General features: G+C 40.3%; 25 protein-coding genes. 8 read left to right on the plus strand and 17 right to left on the minus strand.

Features of this window, described 5'->3' with window-relative positions; genetic code table 11:
- Positions 1 to 147 precede the first annotated feature (147 nt).
- Positions 148 to 483 (plus strand): zinc ribbon domain-containing protein YjdM, encoded by a 336-nt coding sequence (locus tag PR675_RS01295; RefSeq protein WP_004917906.1) that lies wholly within the window; start codon positions 148 to 150, stop codon positions 481 to 483.
- Between the two features lie 214 nt (positions 484 to 697).
- Complete coding sequence (locus PR675_RS01300) at positions 698 to 1,045, plus strand: hypothetical protein (RefSeq protein WP_169342108.1); 348 nt, start codon at positions 698 to 700, stop codon at positions 1,043 to 1,045.
- A 387-nt stretch (positions 1,046 to 1,432) separates the two neighbouring features.
- Here the strand turns inward: PR675_RS01300 and PR675_RS01305 are convergent, their stop codons facing one another.
- The 13 genes from PR675_RS01305 to PR675_RS01365 all read right to left on the minus strand — a co-directional run bounded on the left by PR675_RS01305 (position 1,433) and on the right by PR675_RS01365 (position 13,658).
- On the minus strand, positions 1,433 to 2,443 hold the full coding sequence (locus PR675_RS01305; protein ID WP_060560676.1) for an MrpH family fimbial adhesin: 1,011 nt from the start codon (positions 2,441 to 2,443) through the stop codon (positions 1,433 to 1,435).
- Between the two features lie 54 nt (positions 2,444 to 2,497).
- Positions 2,498 to 3,043: a fimbrial protein gene (locus PR675_RS01310; RefSeq protein WP_060560675.1), complete on the minus strand. Its 546-nt coding sequence runs from the start codon at positions 3,041 to 3,043 to the stop codon at positions 2,498 to 2,500.
- Positions 3,044 to 3,052: 9 nt separating this feature from the next.
- Entirely contained in the window at positions 3,053 to 3,586 is a 534-nt protein-coding gene (locus PR675_RS01315; RefSeq protein WP_014657789.1) for a fimbrial protein, read from the minus strand.
- On the minus strand, positions 3,586 to 4,089 hold the full coding sequence (locus PR675_RS01320) for a fimbrial protein (protein WP_014657788.1): 504 nt from the start codon (positions 4,087 to 4,089) through the stop codon (positions 3,586 to 3,588). The genes PR675_RS01315 and PR675_RS01320 overlap by 1 nt, the downstream gene beginning before the upstream one ends.
- An 11-nt stretch (positions 4,090 to 4,100) precedes the next feature.
- Positions 4,101 to 4,712: a fimbrial protein gene (locus PR675_RS01325; RefSeq protein ID WP_004917893.1), complete on the minus strand. Its 612-nt coding sequence runs from the start codon at positions 4,710 to 4,712 to the stop codon at positions 4,101 to 4,103.
- A gap of 32 nt (positions 4,713 to 4,744) precedes the next feature.
- The gene (locus PR675_RS01330) at positions 4,745 to 5,494 is read right to left on the minus strand and encodes a fimbria/pilus periplasmic chaperone (protein ID WP_014657786.1); all 750 of its coding nucleotides are present in this window, start codon (positions 5,492 to 5,494) and stop codon (positions 4,745 to 4,747) included.
- Positions 5,495 to 5,573: 79 nt separating this feature from the next.
- Positions 5,574 to 8,072 carry an outer membrane usher protein gene (locus PR675_RS01335; protein ID WP_272582653.1) on the minus strand — a complete coding sequence of 833 codons (2,499 nt, stop codon included), beginning with the start codon at positions 8,070 to 8,072 and terminating at the stop codon, positions 5,574 to 5,576.
- Positions 8,073 to 8,109: 37 nt separating this feature from the next.
- Positions 8,110 to 8,640, minus strand: coding sequence for a fimbrial protein (locus tag PR675_RS01340; protein ID WP_004917888.1), 531 nt, complete (start codon positions 8,638 to 8,640; stop codon positions 8,110 to 8,112).
- A 45-nt stretch (positions 8,641 to 8,685) separates the two neighbouring features.
- Positions 8,686 to 9,201 (minus strand): fimbrial protein, encoded by a 516-nt coding sequence (locus PR675_RS01345; protein WP_014657784.1) that lies wholly within the window; start codon positions 9,199 to 9,201, stop codon positions 8,686 to 8,688.
- A gap of 141 nt (positions 9,202 to 9,342) precedes the next feature.
- Positions 9,343 to 9,669 (minus strand): helix-turn-helix domain-containing protein, encoded by a 327-nt coding sequence (locus PR675_RS01350; RefSeq protein ID WP_004917882.1) that lies wholly within the window; start codon positions 9,667 to 9,669, stop codon positions 9,343 to 9,345.
- 983 nt (positions 9,670 to 10,652) lie between these two features.
- The gene (locus PR675_RS01355; RefSeq protein WP_014657783.1) at positions 10,653 to 12,251 is read right to left on the minus strand and encodes an ABC-F family ATPase; all 1,599 of its coding nucleotides are present in this window, start codon (positions 12,249 to 12,251) and stop codon (positions 10,653 to 10,655) included.
- Between the two features lie 355 nt (positions 12,252 to 12,606).
- Positions 12,607 to 13,065, minus strand: a complete 459-nt coding sequence (locus PR675_RS01360) for a GNAT family N-acetyltransferase (protein WP_060560673.1) — start codon at positions 13,063 to 13,065, stop codon at positions 12,607 to 12,609.
- A gap of 17 nt (positions 13,066 to 13,082) precedes the next feature.
- Positions 13,083 to 13,658, minus strand: a complete 576-nt coding sequence (locus PR675_RS01365; RefSeq protein ID WP_060560672.1) for a TIGR00730 family Rossman fold protein — start codon at positions 13,656 to 13,658, stop codon at positions 13,083 to 13,085.
- 363 nt (positions 13,659 to 14,021) lie between these two features.
- Between PR675_RS01365 and rhtA the strand changes: the two genes are divergently transcribed.
- Entirely contained in the window at positions 14,022 to 14,909 is an 888-nt protein-coding gene (gene rhtA, locus PR675_RS01370) for a threonine/homoserine exporter RhtA (RefSeq protein ID WP_036943544.1), read from the plus strand.
- A 289-nt stretch (positions 14,910 to 15,198) separates the two neighbouring features.
- Positions 15,199 to 15,702: a DNA starvation/stationary phase protection protein Dps gene (gene dps / locus PR675_RS01375; RefSeq protein ID WP_004917871.1), complete on the plus strand. Its 504-nt coding sequence runs from the start codon at positions 15,199 to 15,201 to the stop codon at positions 15,700 to 15,702.
- A 90-nt stretch (positions 15,703 to 15,792) separates the two neighbouring features.
- Here dps and dinG read toward each other — a convergent pair whose 3' ends face one another.
- Positions 15,793 to 17,901 (minus strand): ATP-dependent DNA helicase DinG, encoded by a 2,109-nt coding sequence (gene dinG, locus PR675_RS01380; protein WP_014657781.1) that lies wholly within the window; start codon positions 17,899 to 17,901, stop codon positions 15,793 to 15,795.
- A gap of 241 nt (positions 17,902 to 18,142) precedes the next feature.
- Here dinG and PR675_RS01385 point away from each other — a divergent pair, with 241 nt between their 5' ends.
- Both PR675_RS01385 and sseA read left to right on the plus strand, forming a co-directional pair.
- On the plus strand, positions 18,143 to 18,304 hold the full coding sequence (locus tag PR675_RS01385; RefSeq protein ID WP_014657780.1) for a hypothetical protein: 162 nt from the start codon (positions 18,143 to 18,145) through the stop codon (positions 18,302 to 18,304).
- Between the two features lie 27 nt (positions 18,305 to 18,331).
- Positions 18,332 to 19,171: a 3-mercaptopyruvate sulfurtransferase gene (gene sseA, locus PR675_RS01390; protein ID WP_004917864.1), complete on the plus strand. Its 840-nt coding sequence runs from the start codon at positions 18,332 to 18,334 to the stop codon at positions 19,169 to 19,171.
- A gap of 137 nt (positions 19,172 to 19,308) precedes the next feature.
- Here sseA and PR675_RS01395 read toward each other — a convergent pair whose 3' ends face one another.
- The 3 genes from PR675_RS01395 to rhlE form a co-directional block, all read right to left on the minus strand.
- A complete protein-coding gene (locus tag PR675_RS01395; RefSeq protein ID WP_014657779.1) occupies positions 19,309 to 19,557 on the minus strand; it encodes a GlsB/YeaQ/YmgE family stress response membrane protein in 249 nt (82 codons plus the stop codon).
- Positions 19,558 to 19,722: 165 nt separating this feature from the next.
- The gene (gene dusC / locus PR675_RS01400) at positions 19,723 to 20,685 is read right to left on the minus strand and encodes a tRNA dihydrouridine(16) synthase DusC (protein WP_004917859.1); all 963 of its coding nucleotides are present in this window, start codon (positions 20,683 to 20,685) and stop codon (positions 19,723 to 19,725) included.
- A complete protein-coding gene (gene rhlE, locus PR675_RS01405; protein WP_014657777.1) occupies positions 20,685 to 22,022 on the minus strand; it encodes an ATP-dependent RNA helicase RhlE in 1,338 nt (445 codons plus the stop codon). The genes dusC and rhlE overlap by 1 nt, the downstream gene beginning before the upstream one ends.
- A gap of 291 nt (positions 22,023 to 22,313) precedes the next feature.
- Between rhlE and cecR the strand changes: the two genes are divergently transcribed.
- Together cecR and hlyD are read left to right on the plus strand one after the other, a co-directional pair.
- On the plus strand, positions 22,314 to 23,000 hold the full coding sequence (gene cecR, locus PR675_RS01410) for a transcriptional regulator CecR (RefSeq protein WP_004917856.1): 687 nt from the start codon (positions 22,314 to 22,316) through the stop codon (positions 22,998 to 23,000).
- Between the two features lie 84 nt (positions 23,001 to 23,084).
- On the plus strand, positions 23,085 to 24,077 hold the full coding sequence (gene hlyD / locus PR675_RS01415; protein ID WP_004917855.1) for a secretion protein HlyD: 993 nt from the start codon (positions 23,085 to 23,087) through the stop codon (positions 24,075 to 24,077).
- Position 24,078 lies beyond the last annotated feature (1 nt).

The raw sequence follows: 24,078 nt of genomic DNA on the forward strand, positions 1-24,078 counted from the left end.
CGGTGACAAACGCACCGCTCGATTAAGAATATTCCTAAAAAATAAATTATTTTTGCTTTAACCTTATACTATCCCCTTTCGTGTTGGCTGACATCAATAAGCAGTCATCACTTTACATTTTTAAATAAGTTACTGAGAGTATTTAATATGCAATTCCCTCCTTGCCCGAAATGTCAGTCTGAATACACCTATACTGATAACGATATGTATATCTGCCCTGAGTGTGCGCATGAATGGAATGATGCCGAGCCTGTAGAAGAAAGCGATGAGTTGATCGTTAAAGATGCTAACGGGAACCTATTAGCGGATGGCGATACCGTCACTGTCATTAAAGATTTAAAAGTGAAAGGTAGCTCATCAATGTTGAAAATTGGTACTCGAGTAAAAGGCATTCGCTTAGTCGAAGGCGACCACAATATTGATTGTAAAATTGATGGTTTCGGCCAAATGAAGCTGAAATCTGAGTTTGTGAAAAAGAATTAATTAACTTGTTCAGTTAAATACTAAGACCTAGCTCAGCTAGGTCTCAAAGTGCGAATAAAGTCCTCATTTTTTATTGAGGAGTTTGATCTAAAAAGGTTCCAGTATCCCCACCTCGTCAGCTGACAAAATTCCCCAGGAAACTATGATTAACTTTGATCTCAATCGGATGTTTGTATAGGCTGTACCGTAAGATATTATTAGTCTGGTAAATTAAGTGATCGATAAGAGCCAATTTAAAAATCTGAAGTTTTTTGAAAATGAGCCATTGGTTCACCATTTGAATTACCCTCTGTCGGAAACAGCCGAAAGAAACATACTGAATGGCTGGCTTCCTTCATGCATGGAAGATAAATGGCTATCATACAGTGAGGATGGCTGTGTTTTCGTTCACAGAAGCTGGACTGGGCATTTGATGTATAAATTCACGATCCGTGATGGAAAGATACAACGCGTAGAGATTGCGATGGATGATTTTGTGAATATGACTGTCGAGCGAAAAATCGAGGTCTTTTTATCACTTTTACCGCATTTATCAAAAGAGCATTCGAACGGTTGGGAGTAGCGTAGCCTCTCTGTATGATCAGGGCGCTACGTTCATCTCTATATGCTTGTTGTCGAATTAATTTCTTAGAAAGAATGATGTCTAGATTAGTCATCACCTTTGAGAACTCATTTAACGATAACAGTCTGTTGGCCTAGCTCAGCTAGGTTTCAGAGCGTTCACAAACTTAATGAGGCTTAGATTCGGTCTCGAAACATAATAAATGATGATTAGAAAAATCATTTTTTGACCGACAATACACATTGGGAAACCACACTGTTCCCGATGTTATCAATACATAATCTGCTAAATAATTTTTAGAAACGTGCTTAAAAGGATTGGTCAGTCAATAAAGCAAAACGGCTCACAATAACGAAAGCGAGCCGTTTAAAGTCTATATAATACTCTTTAAAACATACTCGTTACTAATACCACAGTTCCCTGATATTCCCCAGCAGCAATACTTCCTGAACTATGTAATGTCGATTCCACATTAAAAGGCGTTTTTACATTCATAGCCGTATCAATCGTGTATTGTTCATTACCTGAAGAGCAAGTGTTGCGTGCACAGACCTTTGCTTCTGAATATAAGCCTGGTGCAAGAATGGTATTGCTGGTAGTGCCGTTACCGAGTAACTGTGTGGTCACTTTGGTATTCCCTGTACAGGTTACATACCCTGTGGCCGTTGCCTTATGCCCATTGAGCTGATTAGAATCCACCGTTCCATGATCCAGTAATGTCGACATCTCAAATGTACAAGCAATCGGTACTTCGGGTGTAGAACGTGTACAGTCCGTTTCATCGATGCCACTACCTGCAACTAAAGAAGATGATGTGTTATTCGCACCATATACATTCACCCGCCAACATATTCGTCTAAAATCGTTCGGATTCGCCACACTAGATATAATTATTGGAGCCGCTTGGCCTACCCCTCTAGTACCTGACATTTGAAACAGCGATAGATCATTTAAGACACTTTCACAACTCCGATTTGCGGTATACCTATAATATGAATGGTTTAATCCTCCAGATGAATTGATGTAGCGTGTTCCTGTCGGTGGTGGAGTTAAGAGAAAAGCGCCATACCTATCATAAGCAACGCTTCTTAGTAACAAAGTTATTTCAATTTCCACAGTACACTGGTTGACTGTTCTCATCCATGGAAACTGATTCACTGGCGCATAGTGGAAAAGACGGTATGAAGAAATATTGACATTAGAACAACTCCCATTCGTTAAATTTTGGGGGTTATAACAGCGCCCTGAACTCGAAGGGATCCTCACTTCATAACTGTTAACACCGATCCACTGCGAATTTATCCAAGGTGTTGATGCAAAACTTTTAGTGCCTAACAATAACAATACACTAAATAACAGATAATTTTTAAATAAACGTTGACCCCATATGTTTTTCATATGATCCTCGATTTAAACTGAATTATTGGCCCGTTGAAGACATATTTCAGCCACTTATTGGTAGCTTAGGGTGTATGTCATGGTGGCAGAAAAATTACCGGGTTTGATGCTGTTATTGGCAATCGCTCCCGCTTTTCCTTGAAGATAAGCACGTAATCGGATCGTCATGGCACCATTTTTTATCGGCTGTGATGGATAAGATACTCCACTCGTCGAATTCAATGGGAGTTTCACACCACTTAACGTTTCAATACCGATTGCGGCTCCCGATGCCTCACTATTGGCATCAAACTCTAAAAGCCCATCCGGCGTGGCGTTGCCATTAAAAATAGTCGTTACTGAATTTGCAATTGAAGCGTCACAATCTTTCAATTGAAGCTCAAATTCCTTACTTAAGATCCTGCTGTTTGAGTACAACTCTTTCGTTGAGATACTATTGAACTCAACAGAAAAATTCTCAAATTCAGGCACAATTTCGCAGGGTTCTGCTACCAATGTGCCGCCATATGTCACTTGGCTACTATTTGTGGCAGCATATAAATTTGCAGAAAACGCCCCCACCAACGAACTTACCCCTAAAAAAATACCCATATGCTTCATTTTTCCTCCTTAGGGGTACTGTAATGCAATGGTTGCAATCGCTTCAAAAGGGCCTTCCTGTAAGTTCACTTGTGGATCCTTTACAGGTACGGCATAGAAATTCAGCGCCGTAAAGCCATTACTAGGCAAATTAAAAGTGAAGTGGCTATTTGGTGCCACAACACTTCCATTTTCATTTCGATATAAACGTACACCGAGACCTGTTACATCGGCTTGTAACGCATTGGCATCAAAACCATTCGCAGCATCACCGCTATAAGACAGTGCTAAAGATGAAGGTCGTGACGTATAACTTCGACAATCTATATTTACGGTAAAAGGCCGTTGATGGTCGATACCGTTAATTTTATTGATACCTATGTCTTGAAAATCAATCTGTATTGATTGATTAATTCCTTTATCGCTATAAACATCACAAGGGGGATTTTCAAGTAATGTTCCTTTAAATTTCACATCCACGGTATTGGCTAATGCAGGCGACATATAAGCGCCTATCATAAAGGCAAACATGGGCTTTATTAGACGCCTGTTTTGTTTGCTCATCATAGGTACTCCACACTTAATGTGCCTGATGCATTGAATACCCCAGCATTCACCGAACCCCCATTTTTTAATACAGGGACTGCGGTTAATTTAGGTAATGTGTTAAAGTAGAAATCAACCCAACGTCCTGGCTCAGTTGCCGTGCCATCAACGCGAATTTCTAACCCCAAATCACTCTCTGATGTTTCAAGATACTGGGTGTTAAAACTGGCTGGCGTTCCACTAAATTTGAGTTTCAATGCTGGATTATTCGCAGAGCCATCACAAGCTAATGTGTAAGGGATCGACGTTTCATAACGCTGTCCATCAATATCCTTAATAACCATGTCAGGGAAATCAACAGTGATAATTTGGTTTTGATTAACGGTACAGGTTTGCTGTAATACTTTGACTTTAATCCTTAAAGTATAAATATCCGCACTAGTATTGGTACTCACTAATAAAATGCTACTGAGCACTAGGCTACGCAAACACCTCACCCGATGAATAAACGATTTTTTCATTATCACTGCTCCTATTCATAGAGCATCTGGAATGAGATCACCGCATGGTATGCTCCAGCGATTAAGAGTGATCCCGTCCTAACCGGTGTAATCGTGTAGGTCAGTTGACGTTGGCCAGAGGGTAATAACACAGGGTGACTCTCTTCCCCTAAAGACAGAACCGTACCTGACGCGTTACTTAGCTGTAACCCAAACCCTTTTGCTCCCTCGACTAAAGCCAAGTTAGGCATTTCATTTGTTGATGGTGCTACAAAGCGTATTTTTACCGCTGGCTGAGAGTGACTCCACGCTGTTTGTCCTGTTTTTTCATCAAGTAATGATGTTGGATGAGAAATACAATCTAATAGCTCTATTTGAAAAGGAACCGCCCGCCCTTTTGCCCCAATACGATTAAGTTGCGCAGTTTCAAAATTACCCATATCAATAGATTGGTATTCAGATGTCATCGCTAAGCGGCATGGACTTTCCGATAAAGAACCACGAACATACAACACGCCTTGTTGACCATCGACATCCCAATTATTCGCTGAATTATATAGCTGAGTATTTTCATTCATTGCCCATCCCAATGGCGCCCCTATTAGCAGCGTCCAAAAGATAGCCAATCGCTTATGTAAAGTCATTTATCTACCCTCTTTCATAGGCACCATTAGCCTTATTTCTCTGCTGCATCTGGATCAACATGGCACGTACTTCCTTGACAACTGAAAGTGAGATTAGGGCGACCACCATAGTCATTAACATAAGTCAGCACTGGCGTATTACCGAGTTGATGACTATTCACGCCAAGATTTTGCTCACTAAAAGGGGCTAGCATAATCGGCTTAAAATCTTTAATTGGTGCAGACTGATTACTTTCACCAGCTTCAATAACGGTGACATAATAAGGCGTTGGATTATTTATCGTTACGCTATTCCCCTCTTTTAATAAGGTTAATTTTTGTTGCCAAGGAACGGTATTTGGTCCGCTAATAATGGCTTTTGGCCTATAAAAAAGTTTGACCCGTGTTTGTAGTGCAATTTGTAATGTATTGGGTTTATCACTTTTAGGCGGAATTTCCCGTAAGTTGAAATAAAACAACGACTCTCTATCTTGTGGTAATGAATTGATAGCGGGTAATGCTTCAATTTTTACTTGGCTTGATTTCGCAGGCTCAATACGTTGAATAGGCGGTAACACAATTAATGGAGAGGTGATTTTTTCTCCTTTTTCATTTTCTATCCAACCTTGAGCTAAATACGGAAGTTGTTTGTTATTATTAGCGACATTTAACGATACCGATTTCTGCATTCCCTCAAAAATGATACGCGTTCGGTCCATTGAAATAGCCGCTAATACATTGGTGCTGGATAACACGCAACTGGCTAACCCAACCCCTGCAATAAATTTGGTGTTTAGTTTCATTTAATCGTTACCTTCCTATGTAGTACCTAATGTGGTTTATCAATGATTGTTCTGGGCATTTAAGCTATATGCATGACAGCTATACACGGCACGGCAATAACAATGCGTGTTCACTATTTTGAAGTGGCTCAGGGAAGGTGATTTGACATTGAGCATCACCCCCCCACTGCACACTCATCACTTCATTTGCGTTGATCCCACTAACGTAAGCGCTTCCTGAATCACCGACGATGCCGACTTCTTGCCCTTTTTGATTAAAGATTTGAGCCCCAAATGGCGGGAAAGAATGATCTGCCAAACGGATCTCCACCATTCTCTTTTGCCCTGATATGACAGAGAATTTGCGGTAACCAACAGCACCTTCTGTCAAAGTGGCTTGAACAACAGATTGTTGAGCGTCAACATCATTAGGCAACGCATTGAGATCGATACTGGCTTTATTGCGATAATAGCTACTGAGCTCAGTCACTACCGCTTTACCAAATCGGTTTGACGTTATCGGGCTGCCATAACCTTTGATAGGAACATCAGAAATACCATCAGTATCAACTAATAGACGCGTTCCTCCCATCGAACTCATACGATGGAAAGCACCGCCATTTGGTGTTAGTGTTAAACCACCATTAAAAGAAGCTCCCACTGCGCTATATTGCCCACGCATATAGCTAGCATTAGCTGTAATGCGCGAAAGATCGCCTTGATGAGTCACGAACGCACTACTTGATAGCCCCTTACGCGTATTCCCTACACTCAATTGATAGCTATTACGTTCATCAGTGCTGTTGTAATACGTCATACGATTGGTTGTATCGTGACGGTTAGTATCGAGCGAGTAGCCGATTTGTACGCCACTGCCCCATGGAATATTCACCGATAAATAACCGCTATCGTCATGGCTCTCTTGGTAAATACTACGATTTGCCGAAACCGTTAGACTGACGTTTTTAATCGTTCCAATATCAAAATATTTGGAAAACATAACGCTGTAATAATCATTATCAGGACGATCCCAGAAGGTTTGATGATTATAATTGAGGTAAACAGATGCGCCTGCGTCACTAAAATTCTTGCTCATCGATACGGTGTATTGCTCCTTACTACTGCCGTAACGTTCACCATATTGCCTAGCACTTAGATAGTCAGACATAGTCATATAGTTGCGATCAGAAAAACGGTAGCCCGCAAATTGAATTTGACTGTCGATCGCTTCGAAACGTTTGGAGTAATTCACACGATATGAGCCACCATGTATGCGCTCTTCACTCGGTAATTTAGAAATCGAGTGCGTAATATCTCCTGAAATAGCCCCCCAACTGAGCAAATCACGTCCTAGGCCTAATGAGAGTGCATTATAATTTTGGCTATTTAGCGTTCCACTGAACAAAGACCAGCCATTAGTCACCCCCCATGAAAACTCCCCTGTGGCAAAGCTATCACCTTGGCTATGTCGATCGATATCCGTTGGCTGCCCTAAAGCTAACTTATATTGCACTTGTCCCGGACGCGTTAAGAAAGGTAGACTTGCCGTATCTACTTGGAACTGTTGCGTCGAACCATCTTGCTCTTTTACAGTGACATCAAGCTTGCCGGAAACCGCATCACTCAAATCTTGAATACGAAATGGGCCAGGTGCGACCTGTGTCTCGTAAATAGTGCGTCCTTGTTGGCTAATCATCACTGTCGCGTTGGTTTGTGCGATCCCTGTTACCTCTGGCGCATAACCACGTAAGATCGGTGGCATCATATTGATACCCGAGCGCAAGCTACCACCAATAAAGCGGAAACTATCAAAAATATTTGACTGTAAGTAATCCTCACCCAGTGTTAGTTTTGACTGTAATGATGGAATTGCACGATAGGTATAAAAGCGGTTCCAACTAAAATCGTTATTCGTTTTTACGTATGACTGAGTATTATAATCTAAACGGCTTTGCCACTCTGCACGCCAGCGCCAAGCACCTGTATTGATGCCGACAAGCCCGTTACCATTTAGTGCATAAATATCGTTACCATCATTGTAAGAATGATTGGCTGTCGCGTTTAAATTGTAATCCAACATTATTGCTGGAATACCTTCATCCCAATGAGAAGGTGGATCCCAATTAGGTGCACTATATTCTAAATAAGCCTGAGGAACGCTTACATTTAAAGAAGATGTTGAAAAATCCCCAGTAATTGACATCCCTGATAAGCTATTAGGATCCACACATTGATTATCATTCCACCATGCCAGTGAATTATAAGCGTCTTTCGTTAGCCCCAACTTTTGTGTTTCTACAGGTGAAAGACAGGGTTCACTTCCTTTTGGATCATTTTTAGGCGTAATAAATTTAACGGGTATTTCTGATAATTCATCGCCATTCACTCTGAGAGTCAAAGAATAGCTACCCGGTATAATATAGTTGGCGCGGGAAAAATGATTTAAATTAATATTTTTTTTATCTTCGACATCTAACACATCCGTGTTAAATTCAATATCATTATGAGCAATAGAGTTTATTGGGTATATATTTAACGCAACTGAAATATATAAATAAACCATATTTGGCCGATAGGAAACCAATTTATATGAATACATATAAGCATCCCTAATTAAATAATTTCATCAATGATTTTTAATAATATTCAAGTTTGAATCGAATCGCAGAGTAATAAGACCCTGATTGTAATGGTTTGGTATTGGAGACTAATCTCACATGATAATCCAATCTCATTGATGGTGGAGTAATATCTATTTTTGATACTGGCCTACCGGGAATAATATTTATATCGCTCGAATTTCTTAAAGATAACCCCACACCCTGAGCATCGCCAAAAATTGAAAAAATATTATCTTCAGATGGACCATCAAAAGTTAATTCAACTGCATTCCATAATTGATTCTGGCTGTTATGCCTTATTAAATTGCAATTAATAAGATGAATTGAAAAACTTTTTTCCGGACCTTTGCCATCTTGTTTAATTAAACTTATAGGAATCGTTCCTAAATCAATAGATTGTTCTTTCGAGCCTGTCGCGATTGCACATGCTGCATCTGTAATTTCTCCTTGAATAGTTAACAACCCTGTTTCTTCATCAGCATGTGCAAATGAAAGGACTCCAGAAATCAAGAAGGCCATAGTGGTATAATACATATTTTCTTTCATACTGAAGTCCTATGTTCAAAATTAAATATCAATACTTTTCAAGTATTATTTGTACTCTAATAAGAAATTAGATACTGCGGTAAAATCACCAGGAACAATCGCTTGGCCACTTAATCCTTGTAAATAAGCAGAAAAGTTCAGTGTATTTCGACCTGTTAGTAGGTTTTGGTTAGTGACCGATGAGCCATCGAATTTCACTTTTTCACCATTCATGCCTATAACCACAACACCTGCACCTGATGCTGAACCTTGTATCGCTAACATATCGCTATCAGTACCAATTGCACCGCCAGTAAAAGAAACATCAACTGTTTTCAGTGTGCTAACATCACAATCAACTAATTGAATATTAAAATTTTGTGCAGTAGATTTACCACCATCCGCTAATGAAGCATTGGAGATTTTACCCATTGGTACAATTTGGCTAGCAGTGTCAGCACTGATACCGCATGGAGCATCAATGATTTCACCTTGAAAAGATACCGTGCCACTTCCTGCGGCAAAAACGGATGAACTCATTACCCCGGAAATTAATGCTGCTAAAATAATTTTTTTACTCATAACTGCCTCTATAAAATAAGATAATAGATACCCATTATAATAAGGGGTATTGTTTCGTTTTATTTCCCATTGAGAAAATAAACATAATATCCAATATGGATATTATGTTTATTCTTACATATGATTTTAAATAAAAAGAATTTATATAACTAAAAAGTCATTCCTACTGGCATTGTTAATATCTAATATATAAATATCACTTAACTTCATTTCTTCTAATATATATTGAATTAAGATTTCATAACTAATATCTAGCGCTAATATAAAATTAAATAGCGTATCGACACTAATATGATTAATTCCCCTTTCATATCTCGAGATTTGTTGTTGAGAGATATTTAATTTAACTGCAATTTCATATCCAGATAATCCCTTTTCTCTTCTTGCTCTTTTCATGGAGGCACCAACTATCTTTGTAATAGACTTACCATCATTGGTGCTAGAATAATTAAATTTTTCTATATGCATATAGCGTCTCCACTCCTGATATTTAAGACTAATACTTACTACTTCCTTTTGTCGCGATAATTATACGAATTTAATTTATTATTTAAATACCTGTGAAAATCTCACTTTATCTAAATATAAAAAAAACCATCAATACAAAAAAAATAATTTCATTTGATTACAATGAGTTATGATGATCTAATTTTGATGGTCTTTATTGGAAGACGATAATCACCACAATTACTCACTTCTGGTGATTTTATGACGATATATATTATAAAAATAAGGCATATTTTTGGTCATTTAAGTTATAACTGCTCAACAATTAACCATCAAATTATGAGTAAAAAGTCAATTGTAAATCATGTACATCTATTTACTCATTTTTTAACTACTTCTTATTAAAATACAATAACATGTTAATATCGACTTAATTTATAGGGATATAAAACATTGAAAAGATATTTTATACAAATAAATTAAATTAATAAATTAATGACAATGGCTCTGAGGCTATTTCCTAATACAGCACATGTTTTATATTGAGATCACCATATATCGCTTAATATTGAGTTATATAAACTTAATGATATCTCTCAGAGGAACCACTACCTCTAGCACTCGCTACCAAAGTAGAAAGTTACATTATGTGGTCACAGGCCATTAAAACTGCTCGCGGGAAATGTTTAGTGAAAACGATATTGTCAGTTGGGTTAAGCTGAATGCGTATTACTTGAGGAAATGCGTTTTTGAGTATTTCGTAATGGAGAGCCGAAAATAACCCTAGCGGCACTGAATGTCATTTTCGGTTGACGAAACCACATGAAGACGCCAAAACGGGTCGAGGGCTTGCTGCAAATTTCACTAATTTTTTAATATTACCTACTTTATTGGGTAATTTAACCTATCTAAAACAGGTAACGATGCCATTTAAATTGCAGGTTCAGTCATCTCAGACCTAGCTTAAAGCTAGGTCTTCCATTGACTATCTGACGCCAGTAAACTTATTCAATCACACCTTGGCTCTTCAAATATTCATCATAAGTTCCTTTGAAATCAATGACTTTATCTTCTTTGATTTCTAAGATACGACTTGCTAATGAACTGACAAATTCACGGTCGTGAGAGACAAAAATCAATGTGCCTTTATAAAGCTCTAAGGCTAGATTTAAGGACTCAATAGATTCCATATCCAAGTGGTTGGTAGGCTCATCCATAATTAAGATATTTGGTTGTTGCATCATTAGCTTACCAAATAACATGCGACCCTGCTCACCCCCCGACAGTACTGATACTTTTTTCTTGATGTCATCTTGAGTGAAGAGTAAGCGTCCTAAAACACTGCGAACCGCTTGTTCATCATCGCCTTCACTTTTCCACTGACTCATCCAGTCAAAAACGGTCAGATCTGTTTCGAAGTCTTCTGCATGATCTTGTGCATAATAACCAATAGCACTATTTTCAGACCACTTAACCGTACCACTCTTAGGAGGAAGTTCGCCAACGAGTGTTTTCAAAAATGTGGTTTTACCGATACCGTTCGCACCGATAACCGCCATTTTTTCCCCTACTTCAAGTAATAAATTTAAGTTTTTAAACAGCGGAGCTTGATCATAACCATTCGTCACCCCTTCCAACTCAAGGGCATTACGGAATAATTTTTTCTCTTGTTCAAAACGAATGAATGGGTTTTGACGGCTAGAAGCTTTAACTTCCTCAAGCTGAATTTTATCAATTTGACGTGCTCGAGAAGTGGCCTGTTTTGATTTTGAAGCATTCGCACTAAAGCGACTCACAAAGGATTGCAATTCGGCAATTTGCGCTTTTTTCTTCGCATTATCTGCAAGTAGGCGCTCTCTGGCTTGTGTTGCAGCAATCATATACTCATCATAGTTACCCGTGAACAAACGCAATTCACCGTAATCTAAGTCAGCCATATGCGTGCAAACCGTATTCAGGAAGTGCCTATCATGGGAAATAATGACCATAGTGCAATTACGATCGTTCAACACTTGCTCTAACCAACGAATAGTATCAATATCCAAGTTGTTGGTTGGTTCATCGAGTAACAAAATATCGGGATCTGAGAACAGTGCTTGAGCCAACAGTACCCGTAATTTCCACCCTGGGGCGACTTCACTCATCGGACCGTAATGCTGCTCGACAGGAATGCCCACACCGAGTAACAGTTCACCCGCACGAGCTTCCGCACTGTAGCCATCCATTTCACCGTAAGCGACTTCAAGATCAGCAACGCGGTAGCCATCTTCCTCACTCATTTCAGGAAGTGCGTAAATACGGTCGCGCTCTTGTTTTACATTCCATAGCTCAACATGCCCCATAATGACAGTATCGAGCACTGTGTATTCTTCGAAGGCAAATTGATCCTGACGAAGTTTACCAATGCGCTCATTAGGGTCAGTGGTACTCACATTCCCCGCAGTTGGTATAAGATCGCCCCCTAATATCTTCATAAATGTCGATTTACCGGCGCCATTTGCCCCGATTAAACCATAACGGTTCCCTGTTCCGAATTTAACGGAAATATTTTCAAACAGCGGCTTACTGCCAAACTGCATAGTGATATTGCTTGTCTGTAACACTTCTATGCCTTTAATTTACGATGTCGAGGATACCCAACCAAATAGCGGCGCATTATGCCACAATCATTCGCTTAGATCTTGTACTGATTGCATCACCCTAGATGAATAGTAATCCATCCAGCCCTGTATATAATCAAACGAGGTAAGCATTTATCGGTTATGCCACAATATACCAATACTTATTATTGCTATTATGGCGATATAATAAATGGAATTAAAAAGTCGTATGATGAACTTTAAGTTCTAAATAAAAATATTGTTCGCTAAGGCAACTTAATATCGCGATAATAAAAGATAGAATTTATTTATAATGTCGTGATGGCCTAATATTTATTATTAGACCATCAATGGTATTTTATAACTTAATTCCCATGGTACGCGTGATTTCTGTTAACCCCTCTCTCTCATAAAACTTAATTGCCTTATGGTTTTGTGCTAACACCGTAAGCTCTAAATGGCTTAATTGATTGTCTTTTGCCCATGTTTTCATTTGCTCAATTAATTGATGCCCCACTTTTTGGCTTCTCAACTCGGGAGATACGACAAGGTCAAAAATATAGGCAAATTGCCGAGGAACCATACAATTATAAGGCGGTGCCGTTTGCTTTTGAGCAATGCAAAAGCCTTTAACTTGCCCATCATATTCCGCCACGAGCAAATGAAAGTTTTCATCACTAATGGTATTTTCAACAAAATCTCTCATCTGTTTAGCAGGCTGCATTCTTTCACTATCAAGCGCTGCCATTTCAGTAAATAACAGCTCATAGAGAGACAGCACAGCTTCAATATCGTGTTTTACTGCACAGCGGATCATAAATACCTCACCGAAGTTTAATCATAAGTTTTAACCGATGGCGCAAGATAGGTTTCAAAACGATCGAGTAGTGCTGCTGGATCATTTTCAACTATCGCCATATGGCGATATTTTTCCTGTAAAAAAGCCTCATCAGCCATTTTGTTCGTCATATCAATTAGTGGATGCCAATAGTTATTAATATTAAATAGCCCACAAGGCTTAGTGTGTAGCCCTATTTGACTCCAAGTGAACACCTCACTAAATTCCTCAAGAGTGCCGTAACCTCCAGGTAGAGCAACAAAGCCATCGGCAAGCTCAATCATCTTACTTTTACGTTGATGCATCGTGTCAACTTTATACAATTTAGTCAGATTTTTATGAGAAATTTCACGCTCTTCAAGTAGTGAAGGAATAACTCCAATTGCTTGACCACCTTGAGATAAAATAGTGTCGGCCACCGTGCCCATAATACCAACGCTTGCCCCACCATAAACTAAAGTAATATTGCGCTTGACCATTTCTTCTGCAAATTTAATCGCCTGTTGCTTATAAACTTCATTAGCTCCCATGCTGGAACCACAATAAACGGCAATACTGTTAATTTTTCTCATTTTTTCCTCGTTTTTATCGTGTTTTTATGGAAAATAATTATACGTTACATAAGGATAAGCTCAACACACATTCTCATCCCGCCCTCATCAACATATAAAACTCTGTCTAAAATTAATTAAAGCGCCTACACATGGGGTATATAGTCAACAAAATAAATATTAAATGCTATGTTTTATCGTGCTCTCTATTTTATAAATACATATTATCCATGTTAAATTTATGTCATAATCACCGCTTATGTTATGTACCTGAGTTGTTAATAGTCAGCACGTACATTTTCTTTGTCAAAATTTTCTTTTATTGAAGAATAATCAGCCATTTTTTTGCTGATTTTATTACGTATTTCTGAGGTTCAACGATCCATGTCTGCCGATACTAAAAAGAGTGCCTTTCCTCTATTACCCGTGGGATTGCTATTACTGGCAATGACCTCAATTCAGAGCGGAGCATCTCTAGCTAAAACACTGTTTCCTGTTATCGGTGCACCAGGAGTGACTGGGCTACGCTTATTGCTTGCGACCATTATTTTATTTGTCATTTTTAAACCTTGGCGATTAAAGTTTAGGCGAAACTCTCTTATTCCCCTGTTAACTTATGGTCTTTCTTTGGGGACCATGAACTATTTGTTTTATTTATCCTTAGAACGAATTCCACTTGGGATCGCGGTAGCACTTGAGTTTACAGGGCCACTGGCTGTTGCAATGTTTTCATCCCGCCGCCCCATTGACTTTTTATGGATAGCGTTGGTCATCGTTGGGCTGCTCTTTTTATTGCCTATCGGTGATGATATTAATGGCCTAGATCTTGTCGGTGCCTTATATGCCCTTGGTGCGGGCGTTTGTTGGGGGATCTATATTATTTTTGGCCAACGGGCTGGCGCAGGTTATGGTGCCGCAACCGTAGCAATAGGCTCCTTTATTTCAACCCTGATCTTTTTCCCTATTGGGTTAATGCAGACAGGTGTTGAAGTTATGTTTGACCCTGCTATTTTGCCGTTGGCGTTGGCTGTTGCTGTTCTCTCTACAGCCTTTCCTTATACCTTAGAGATGATAGCGCTTACCCGACTTCCAGCAAAAACCTTCGGGACTTTGATGAGCCTTGAGCCTTGTATGGGGGCATTCCTTGGAATTGTCTTCCTCCAAGAGCATTTAACCGTTACTCAATGGTTAGCACTATTATGTATTGTTTGTGCCTCAATAGGCTCAACATCCACAGCACGCCCTAAAACAAAAATAGAAGAGGTTTCTTAAATAAATAGAGGAAGAAATTTCTTTATTATTTAATTTGTATAAAGGTTAATAAAGTTAACAACATTTTCTTTATTAACCTTATTTATTGTAAACTTTCTTTAATATCATTGAAATATTAGCTTATTAATCCTATAGTAATATTTATTAAGCGTTTATTTAATTATAAGCCGTTATCAATTTTACCTATCAAAGTAATAGAATATTACATTATGACAAGTTGGTTCTGTTGTTTTATATTAATTAACAGAAACAGATTATTGAATAATTAATTACTTATAAGGGGAAGATTATGAGTACAGCTAAATTAGTAAAAGCACCTCAAGCAAATCTTTTATATACCCGCAATGATGTTGAGGATAGCGTTAAATTAGAGTCTATCAATATTTTGAATGTTATGGTCATCCATTTTACTGATCTTTCTTTAATGACCAAACAAGCACATTGGAATATGCGCGGTCGTAACTTTATTGCCGTACATGAAATGCTAGATGGCTTCCGTACCACTTTAGTTGAGCACCTTGATGAATTTGCTGAGCGTGCTGTACAACTTGGTGGAGTTGCAATTGGTACGACTCAGCAAGTCAATAAATTTACATCGTTAGAAGCTTATCCAATTGATATCCACGATGTTCAAGATCACCTAAAAGCATTAGCTGACCGTTATGCGGTTGTGGCTAACGATATTCGTAAAGCTATCGATGAAGTCGAAGATGAAGATACCGCGGATATGTTTACTGCGGCATCACGCGACCTCGATAAGTTCTTATGGTTCTTAGAAGCTAATATTGAGTAATGTCGATAAAAATAGTCAACGTTGATTGACCCCTTGGCCACACTAATGTGTGGCCTTATTGTTATTATACTATTAAGAAAGACGTTAACGTTACGTACCGCTTGGCATAGCCGGCCGTTCAATCGGGAACACGGGTAATGCGTTCAGCAACCGCTTACCATAATTTTTGGTGATCAATCGATTATCATAGATAACAATCTCACCATAGCATTCATGGCTACGGATCAACCTTCCTGCTTGTTGAATCAAATTAAATGATGCACTTGGTAAACTTTGTACTTCAAAAGGATAACGTTTAAGCGATTTTAACCATTCACCTTCAGTAATAATCACGGGGTTAGTCACCGGTGGAAAAGCGATTTTATGGATATGTACCTGTGTTAAATACTCACCTTTTAAATCAAGCCCCTCCGCAAATGACTGCAACCCTATCAGTACACTGGTTAACCCTTTATTGATCCTGTCACAATGGGTTTCAACTAACCGATAACGCGGCTGATCCCCTTGCACTAACAATTGTAGACGTAAATCTTTTACATGTTCCAGAAACCCTTCCATCGCTCGCTGGCTACTAAACAACACCAGCATACCTCGATGAGTACCTTTTTCTAATTGATGCCGGAAATACGTTGCCATCTCCGCTAAATGCAGCTCTTCATTCGAAATAGTTGGTTCGTACTTCATTTGAGGAATAATCAGTTTACCCTGTTCAATATGATTAAAGGGTGAAGACAGCGTCACAAAACGGTCATCACTTTTTTCTGATAACCCACTCAATTCTTGAAAACGAGAGTAGCTATTAAGTGAGCGTAACGTCGCTGATGTGATCACGATGTGTGGCACATTGCGCCATAATAGCTGCTGTAATTGCTCACTAACCCGTATCCCAGCACAGTGCAGAAATAAACGAGACTGGTTTTTCTCATAACGACGGCTAAGCCATTTCGAAATTGGCGCTCCTGATGTTTGGTCAATTGACGCTAACCGCCATAATTTCGCCATATTTTCAAAATAGCCCATTGCTCGGCTAGTTAATAGAATAGAGCGATGTAAGCGAACAATATCCTGTTTAGCCGTTTGCTCGGTTAAATCATTGAGAATTGATTCCGCTAACCCTCTTAGCCCGTCGGTCAGTTTGAAAAGTTCTTGGCAACATAGCTGCATTGCCTCAGGCAACAGCCCCATCGGAAATAAGTACTCATTATCCTTTGAGGTTTCTGGTAATAATGCGTTGGTTAGTAGCGAAAAATCACGAAATGCTTCTCTTAACTTTTCCGCGTGCTGCTGTAACCGCTCTGGGTTCGCTAATTTTGGCGGCTTGGCAGGCCTAAACTGAGCGAGATATTGCCCCACATGATGAAGAAAATTATCCACCTGTGCTGTTAATTGAACGAGTGTGATCTCGCCTTCCACTTCCAACGCATCCCTTGCTACGTCAGGCACATGATGCCCCTCATCCAGTACTAAAAGGAGTTTTTTAGGATCAGGTAATACCGATTCGCTTTCCATTGCCGCCATCACCAGCGCATGGTTTGCAACCACCACATCCGCATCTTCAATTTCCCGCCGAGCAATAAAAAAGGGACAACGCTGATAAAATTGGCAATTACGGCCTAAGCAGTTCATTTTGTCAGTGCTGACCTTACGCCATAAGCTATCGCTAAAAGCACGCTTATGGTGATCCCGTAAGCCATCCCATGCAAAACTATGAAAATCATTACGTAGCTGCTGGCAAATCGCTCTCTCTTCACTGTTTGCGATTTCGGTTTTATCTTCCACCAGCAACATTAAGTCAATTTGTTCGCCTTCTGCGGCACAGATTGCTTCCAGATTGCGTGGACACACATAGCGTGCTCGCCCAAAAGCCCCTGTATATTTAAGATCAGGAATAATTTTACTGAGTAAGGGCAGATCCTTACTGAATATTTGATCTTGTAATGCAACATTCGCAGTACTGACAACCAATGTTTTGCCTTCTTCTCGGCCAACAGCAATACCCGGTATCAAATAAGATAATGTTTTACCAACCCCTGTAGGAGCCTCAATAACCAAATGCCGCCCTTCTTCGTCCGCCAAATTTTTAGCAACTTCAGCAATCATTTGGCGCTGAGGCGCGCGGGATACGAACCCGTCAATGTGCTGTGATAACCCTTTGTACCATTGGGTTATATGTTCTTTCATTTTATTTGACAGGGACATAGGCTCACTGCTGTTCACATTAGAAGATATAGGATAACCAAGTAGGTCAATAACATCGAATTAAACAATATATGCTTACGAAGGCGCTCGCAAAAACTACTGTTTAAAAAACCATTATGCCATAAAATTGGGAACAGGTTGGCAAATTCCGGATCCATCCGCACAAAAAAGAGTATTTAACTTGTCTGCAACAAACATCGGGTTATACTTTGGGTTTATTTCTTCAATTCAGGCTATAAAAATGAAAAAGGTTGTTATCGCGCTTTGCGCACTCTGCGCATTCGGCTCCATCGGTGGAATTGTCTTAGCTGGCATGAATATTTATACACGCTCAACGACACCTATTGAGCAGAGTCAGGCACAGCAACCCTCAATTATACCTTCAGCGGGTCAGGTTCAATAATATTTACATTCAGGATGAAGATAATTTATGTATGACGCTTATTTTGTAACACCCGAATGGTTACATGACCATTTGTCTGACTCTAACCTTATCGTACTAGATGCTTCATCTCCGCCCCCAACAGCACCCTATGATTGCCGACAACGTTGGTTAGAAGAGCATATTCCAAGCGCACAGTTTTTTGATCAAGATAAGGTTGCTGATACTCGAACACCCCTACCTCATATGCTGCCTGACGCTGAAACTTTTAGCCGTGCGGTCGGTGAAATGGGAATTAACAATAACACTCAGGTTATTATTTACGCCCAGAATAATTTATTCTCAGCACCACGTGCGTGGTGGACATTCACCACAATGGGCCATAAAAATGTCAAAATTCTCGCGGGTGGCATTGAAGCATGGAAAGCACTCGGTTTCCAAACTGAATCCGGTGAGGTCACGCCGCCAGCCCCACAGCACTATACCGCTCAGCGCCACGGTGACAACGCATTAAATCAAACACAAATGCTTAACCTCGTAGAACAGGGAAAAGTACAAATTATTGATGCTCGTGCCGCGGCACGTTTCTTAGCGCAAGCACCTGAGCCTCGCCCAGGGCTACGTATGGGCCATATCCCCGGTAGTAAAAACATGCCTTGGGATCAATTAGTTGAAAATGGTGAATTTAAATCACCAGCCCAACTTAAAGCCCTATTTGCAGAGCAAGGTATTGATATTCATGCCCCTTCCGTCACAACGTGTGGCTCTGGTATGACGGCGGCTGTGGTGCTCATGGCTCTGACTCTATTAGGCAACACAAATGTTAAGCTATATGATGGCTCTTGGGCAGAATGGGGCCAAGACAATGGGTTACCTATAGAGTCTTAATTATTCATCTAATCAAAAGATTAATTGAACTAAAAATCGGATTAATACTTAATCAACATTAAATAGTATTCAAAAAAATAACCCTCTATTCACGGAGAGGGTTATTTCTTTCAAATCGAGATAAGTTTAGTCAATCGCTATTTGGCAAATATCCCAGCTAAAAATAGCACGACGATCGCACCGATAACCGCAACAACAAAACTACCGAAATTGAAGCCGTCTACTTTACCTTTACCGAAGAAGGTACTGATGTAGCCACCCACAACAGACCCAACAATTCCGAGTACAATAGTCATGATAAAACCAATATGGTAAGTTCCTGGCATAATCCATTTAGCCAATACCCCTGCAATCAGACCAAAAATGACCCAAGAAATGACTCCCATCATCGACCTCCAAACGAATTAATACGGTAAAAATAGATTTTAACCATGTTAGTTTGCCATCTTATGACATACGATTTAAGTCAATTTAGCATGATTAAAAAAGCCATTAGCCCTTTAAGTTAAGAACTAATACTCTATTTTAGCAAATCATAAACAACCGAATGATTAAAATTCCATCATTTTTGCTGGCTTTTTTACTTCAGATTCGATCACTTCGGCGATCTGGCGAGCACTCTTTAGCGCTCGGATCAGAGAAAATAGTCTGTCTGCTTGCTGATATTCTTTACGTAAATAGCCTAACCATTGCTTGATACGTGCGGCATGGTAATTTCCCGTATCTCCTTGTTTTTCAAGCTCTGTATATTTTAATAGCAAGCTGCCGACGTGCTCCCAAGCCATTTTAGGCTGATTGCTTTTTATGACATGACTTAAATTAGGCGTATGCAGAGCGCCCCGCCCAATCATAATCGCATCACATCCCGTTATTGCTAGGCAGTGCTGAGCACTTTCATAATCCCACACCTCACCATTGGCAATTACAGGGATGGATAAGCGGCGGCGAATATCGCCAATAGCTTGCCAATTAATCTTTTCAGCTCGATAGCCATCTTCTTTGGTACGGCCATGCACCGTCAATTCCGTCGCTCCAGCCTGCTCCACGGCATCTGCGATTTCATGACAAAATTGGCTATTATCCCACCCTAACCTGACTTTAACAGAAACAGGTAATTCCTCTGGAACAGCCTCTCGCATCGCCTTTGCGGCACGATAAATAAGCTCTGGTTGCTTTAGTAAAGTTGCACCACCCCCATGGCCATTCACGGTTTTAGAGGGGCATCCACAATTCAGATCTACCCCCCATGAACCCAGCGAAACTGCCCTATAGGCGTTTTCAGCTAACCACTGAGGGTGCTGTCCCAATAACTGAACGCGTACTAACGTACCTGATGGTGTCCGACTGCCATGACGCAATTCCGGACATAACCGATAAAACGTTTTTGCCGGTAAAAGGGTATCGACAACTCGTACAAACTCAGTAATACAGAGATCGTAATCATTGACCTCACTGAGTAAGGAGCGCACAAGCGAGTCAAGTACCCCCTCCATCGGGGCAAGTAACACACGCATTAGCCTTCACCGCGTCCCTGACGCACTTTTTTTTGTGCGCTTTTCCATGGTGAGGCTGATGCCGATTTATCTTTTGAGCTATCAGCACCAGTACGTTCGCGGCGCGGCTTCACAGACGTATTATGGCGTTTATTTGCACTACGCCTTTCATTATTACGCTGCGGCGCTTTTTGGATAGGTTCAGGTTTAATGGAAGGATCAGGCTCATAACCTTCTATCGCCATAACAGGAACCGGTTTTTTTAGTAGCTTTTCAATATCTTTTAGCAGCTTTAACTCATCAACACATACCAGTGAAACAGCCATTCCTGTTGCGTCTGCTCGCCCTGTACGACCAATACGGTGAACATAATCTTCCGCTACATTAGGCAGTTCAAAGTTAACAACATACGGCAATTGTTCGATATCTAAACCACGTGCCGCAATATCTGTCGCCACCAGTACTCGAACATCACCTGATTTAAAATCTGCTAATGCACGTGTACGCGCGCCTTGGCTCTTATTACCATGAATTGCCGCCGCTTTTACGCCATCTTTATTTAGATGTTCAGCAAGGCGGTTCGCACCATGTTTTGTGCGTGTAAAAACAAGAACTTGCTGCCAATTTTCACGGCCTATCATGTAAGATAACAGCTCTGCTTTACGTTTCTTATCGACATGATGGACAAACTGGGTGACTTGCTCAGAAGCCGAGTTACGAGGAGCGACTTCGATCGTCACAGGTTTGTCCAGTAATTTATTCGCTAATTGTTTAATTTCATTAGAGAATGTAGCTGAAAACAGCAGGTTTTGACGTTTTTTAGGTAACTTACTGATCACACGGCGAATATCATGAATAAACCCCATATCAAGCATACGATCGGCTTCGTCCAAAACAAGGATCTCAACTTGAGATAAATTGACCGCATTTTGATGCTCTAGGTCGAGTAATCGCCCCGGCGTCGCAATCAAAATATCAACACCACCACGTAACTTCATCATTTGTGGGTTGATGCTAACACCACCAAACACGACAAATGAGCGGATCCTTAAATGACGGCTATATTCCTTAACATTCTCAGCGACTTGCGCAGCCAATTCACGTGTCGGCGTTAAGATCAATGCCCTAATCGGTTTGCGATCTTTTCCAATTCTAGGAGTCGAAATTAATTTTTGTAAAATGGGTAAGGTAAAACCCGCCGTTTTCCCTGTTCCTGTTTGAGCACTCGCTAAGAGGTCGTGACCATCAAGGACTGCTGGGATAGCTTGCTGTTGGATAGGCGTAGGGGCTTCGTAGCCTAACTCATTAATGGCGAGCAGAATTTCCTCGTTTAATGCGAGGTCTGAAAAACTAGTCAAATTAAATTACTCCGGACTTCACCACTCTGAATGATCAGAGGCAGTTCGAGGGGAAGGATTGTAGATGAAGAAAAGATGCAAACTGCCGTGCAATTGCGGGAAGTCTAACATTATTTGGCTCTAATAAGTATATTAATTTAGTTTAGAAAATAAATTAATACAAAATTACTCAAATATAGTATATATAACTATTACAAACTAGAATATGTCGTTTTCCGTCACTGAATTATGCAAAAAGCCGTGTAGAGCTTGTTAGGTTGATATTTAGTTTTGAATGTTTAAGGAAATTTCATGATTACAAACACACCGTCAACACATCGAGGAGAAAACGCCAGAGTGCAGTTGCTATGCTCAGCTGCAGATGTCTATGGTGAATTAGGTCTCGACGGAGCAACAACCCGCAAAATTGCTCAAGTTTCGGGGCAAAATATTGCCGCCATTTCCTATTATTTTGGTTCAAAAGAGGGGCTGTATCTCGCTGTAGCCCAATTGATTGCGAACACAATAAAAGAAAACTTTAGCGAGACAACCGCGGAAATTGATACATATCTTCGTCAAACCAATCCCCCTCCTGATGAGGCCATCAAACTCTTGCAAAAAGCATTAGTCGGTTATAATTACTTTCAGCTAGAAAAAAAGAACCTGAGTTTTTCTCGAATACTCGCTAGAGAGCAACTCAACCCAACCGAAGCCTATACCATTATTCATGAGCAGGCTCTCGGACCTATTTACACCAAATTAAACCGTCTTATTGCCATTTATATAGGCTCCGATCCCAACAGCCTAACCACCTTAATCCAAACCCATGCCATCTTAGGGGAAACGCTCTCGTTTCGTATCGCAAGAGAGACGTTACTTCGGCAAACTGGCTGGAAACATATCAATGAAGAGGAATATAAAATCATTAACCAAGTACTGATAGAGCACACCAATATCTTGTTGGAAGGATTGCGTCATCGCAAAGAGGCACAAAAGTGATATCATTAATCCATAAAAAACGGTTATAGATTATCGAACTATCTATTTTTAGACATGTAATCTACACGAAGAATAAGGTTAATTATGAACAATAAACGTCGTTCAATCTTTTTAATTCTTATTGTCATAGTAATCGGTCTCGCTGCGGGTGGTTATTATTGGTATCAATCACAGCAAGATAAAACATTAACCTTATATGGTAATGTTGATGTACGAACCGTCAACCTTGGTTTTCGTGTTGGTGGGAAGCTCGCGTCTTTGAATGTTGATGAAGGCGCGCGCGTTACCCCCGGTCAAGCTTTAGGCCAGCTTGACCAAGCGCCTTATATCAACGCATTAAACAAAGCAAAGGGCGTTAGAGACAGTGCAAAAGCCCAGCTAGCTATGAAAGAAAAAGGCTATCGCACTCAAGAAATTGCACAAGTTGAAGCAGAGGTTGCCCAAAAACAAGCGGCATGGAAATACGCTGAAAGTTTTTACCAGCGCCAAAAAGGACTCGCAGCCTCCCATGTGATTTCTGCCAATGAGCTAGACAATGCAAAGACAAATCGAAATCAAGCACTTGCCGCATTAAAAGCCGCACAAGATAAACTAAACCAGTATCAAAGCGGTTTCCGTCAAGAAGAGATAGCGGCTGCACGAGGCGAATGGTTACAAGCTGAAGCGGCTGTTGCACAGGCAGAATTAGACTTAAAAGATACCGTATTAACAGCCCCCTCAGATGGAACCATCCTAACGCGAGCCATTGAGCCTGGCAGCATTGTCGGTGCTGGTAATACTGTATTTAGTGTCACTCTCACGACGCCTGTTTGGGTAAGGGCTTATGTCGATGAGCCTAATTTAGGGATGGCCGTTCCTGGTCGAGAAGTTTTGCTCTACACCGATAGCCGTCCAGATAACCCTTATCACGGTACCATTGGTTTTGTATCACCAACCGCTGAATTCACGCCAAAAAGCGTACAAACTCCGCAATTACGTACTGATCTTGTATATCGGCTACGCATCGTTGTCAGCGATCCTGATGAGGCACTACGCCAAGGCATGCCAGTTACCATCCGCTTTGCTGAAATTCAGTGAT

This window comes from Providencia sp. PROV261, assembly GCF_028477945.1.
GTDB lineage: Bacteria > Pseudomonadota > Gammaproteobacteria > Enterobacterales > Enterobacteriaceae > Providencia > Providencia stuartii.